This window comes from Plesiomonas sp. (genome assembly GCF_051650925.1).
GTDB lineage: Bacteria > Pseudomonadota > Gammaproteobacteria > Enterobacterales > CAMTGL01 > Plesiomonas.
Genome location: NZ_JBOFRH010000279.1, coordinates 1 through 2,934, shown reverse-complemented (window position 1 = coordinate 2,934; position 2,934 = coordinate 1). Strand labels below are relative to the sequence as shown.

Sequence of the window (2,934 nt, the reverse complement as noted above, 5' to 3'; positions counted from 1 at the left end):
TAGGCGCGCTCTGCCGCTGGATAGCCGTACGCGGTTTCGTACTTTTTATCAAACAGGTTTGCGATTCTACCACGAGCGGTGAAGCTTTGCGTTATAGGATATGAGGCGGCAAGATCCCACAGGCTGTAGCTTGGGAGTTCGCGCTTGTTGGTATAGTCATCATAGCGTTTGCCAACATAGTTATAGGCGATATCAAACTGTGCTTGTTCGATGGCAAAATCAAGGGCATACCGTACGTTTTGTTTAGCACGGCGTGGCAGTTGTGTTTTTTGCTTGCCATCAGTACGGGTTGGATCAAGGTAGTCATAAGAGATGGTGTGCTGGAAACCTGCCGTGAAGAAGGATGCTTGGGCTTCTATCCCTTTAATAGTGGCTTCTTTGACGTTTTTATACTGGTTTTTATCGTAATCGATCAGGTTATCGATTTCATTACGATAGCCTGATACTCGCCAGTTTAAGGCCTGAATTTGGCCGCTAAATGCCAGTTCAAGGTTTCGTGAGCTTTCCGCATCTAAATCAGGGTTACCCAGTGTGCTGCCTGCACCATGTAGTTGGCCCAGTGTTGGGGCTTTAAATGCAGTGCCATACGATAAGATAGCTTGTGTGCTATCAATAAATTGCCAGCCAATGCCACTTTGCCAAGTGAAATTATTGCCATAATCTTGGTTATGATCTTGACGTACTGCGCCTTCAACTGTCCAGTCACCAAACTTTTGCTGAGTAGTTAGGTAGATACCGGTGTTATCAACTTGTTGGCCAGGTGCTGAACCTGTTTTTGCCGGTTCAATTTCATTTCGGTTCCAGTCTACACCGGCACCAATCTGACCGTGGCTAAGCTGATAGTTGTTCATCCACTGCGCGGAGGTTTGATTGTAGCTAGCTTGCCTCTCATTTTTAGCAGTAACATTGGCACCGTAGTTATGGCTGTCAGTGTTTTGATAACTGCCCAGTAACTGTGATGAGTAGTTACCTTCTTGATAACGTACGCCGGTATCGTACTGACGGGTGTAATAACGGCTTTCATTTGGATAATAGGTGCCGCCCGCTGGCGGAATGCCGGCATCATAATCAGAATGGTTTGCGGTAACAGAGGCGCGCGCAAAGGCACTGGTGGTATCAGAGAAGTTGTGTTCTAACGATGCCCAACCAAAACGACTGCGAAAACCATCGCGATCAGTTTCCGCTGCTGAACCAAACTGAGGATAACCGGCAACAACATCATACCCTTTGGTTTCGGCAAATTCGCCTGCCAGTGAGATCCGAGTATTGTCAGAGAGTTGCTGTCTGAGGCTACCTTGGTAATTTTGATAGCCTTCGCTGCCGATGGTGGATTGAATATTGCCACCATCAGTCTCTCTGCCGGTGATGATGTTGATTACACCACCAATCGCATCGGCACCGTAAGTGGAGGAGCGCGGGCCTCGGATATATTCAATACGTTGTACAAGTGCTAATGGGATCTGGCTGAAATCTACTGAACCGGTCAATTCTGCGGCTTGTGATACACGGATCCCATCAATTAAGATCAGGACATGTTTTGATTCCGTACCGCGGATAAATACGCTGGATTTTTGGCCCATGCCACCGTTTTGTGAGATCTGGACTCCCGGCAGGCGGCGCAGTGCTTCGGTGACCGAGGTGACTTGCCAACGAGACATTTCTTGTTGAGTGACCACTTCTACCGGTGCAAGAACGGATGATACTGGCTGAGCAAAGCGGTTGGCGCTGGTGATGACGATGATGGGTGAGCCATCTTCAGTGGTGCGGTTTTCAGCAACGGTGGTTCCCGAAAAAAGGGCAGCCGCAATGGCCCCCGCTAACAGCGTTGGATTGGTGTTATTCATTAATTATCGATGCCTTACAAATCGAGCATTTGCCACTGTCAGCAGGCCGCATCCCGCGACGTACCTGATAACAGCAGACCCGTGTTTCCGGCAGGTCTTCGGACTTGGGGCAATGAACCTACGGTAACGAACTTCCCATTCTTCTGTATTAACACCGATGTTTGCACTACACGTATTTTACGCCGCAGATGCTGGCGGTTATGTTGCCTGCAGGTAACACAATCAGCGGCATAAGTGTGTGTTGATGGTGCGAAATATAGAAGTCACAGTGTCGGCAGTGTGTGCTGCCTGTTACTTTCGTTCCCCTTTACCGCTGCGCGTCAGTTCTGGATTTTCACCAGATTCCCTTTTCGCTCTTGGCAGAGACCGGAGACGGTATATTACTGACTGTCGATTTAGATGTCTAGATTGCTAAACCTTCTATAGCTGGACTTCCCTACCGGTTTGCCTACAATTCCCTTCTTATATAGCGATGTTTGCGGAGAAAAGTGATGACCCCTGGTAGTTTGCCTATTGATCAGTACGATGCCCAGTTAGCGGAAAAAACGGCTCGTTTACAGACGCTGATGGCGCAGTTTGATGCGCCGGCACCAGAGGTTTTTGCCTCGGAACATCAGCATTACCGGATGCGGGCAGAGTTTCGAATCTGGCATGAGGGTGAGGATCTCTATCATATTGTGTTTGATAAAGAGACAAAAGAGCGGCTTCGTGTCGATCAGTTTCCTGCGGCCAGTAAGTTGATCAACCGTTTGATGCCGGCACTGCTGGATCAGTTGCGCCATAACCCTCTGCTGCGCAACAAATTGTTCCAGATTGATTATCTGTCTACTTTGAGTAATCAGGTGATTGTTTCGCTGCTGTACCACAAAAAACTCGATGAGCAGTGGCAGCATGAGGCTCGCCATTTGCGAGATGCTCTACGTTGTGAAGGGTTTAATCTGCAACTGATTGGCCGAGCAACTAAGCAAAAAATCATGTTAGATCATGATTATGTTGATGAAAGTTTGTTTGTGAAAGGCAAGGAGATGATCTATCGCCAAGTAGAAAACAGCTTTACCCAGCCCAATGCGGTGGTCAACATGCATATGCT

At 48.1% G+C, this 2,934-nt stretch carries 1 protein-coding gene, 1 pseudogene and 1 riboswitch; of the genes and pseudogenes, one reads left to right on the top strand and one right to left on the bottom strand.

Features of this window, described 5'->3' with window-relative positions; genetic code table 11:
* Positions 1–1,844, bottom strand: a 1,844-nt coding sequence (btuB, locus tag ACRC27_RS06735) for a TonB-dependent vitamin B12 receptor (RefSeq protein WP_438639480.1), incomplete at its 3' end; no start/stop codon positions are given.
* Between the two features lie 72 nt (positions 1,845–1,916).
* Positions 1,917–2,228, bottom strand: a riboswitch (cobalamin riboswitch).
* A 107-nt stretch (positions 2,229–2,335) separates the two neighbouring features.
* On the opposite strand from btuB, the pseudogene ACRC27_RS06730 reads away from it, so the two are divergent.
* Positions 2,336–2,934, top strand: a pseudogene (locus tag ACRC27_RS06730) (tRNA (uridine(54)-C5)-methyltransferase TrmA); the annotation flags it as partial.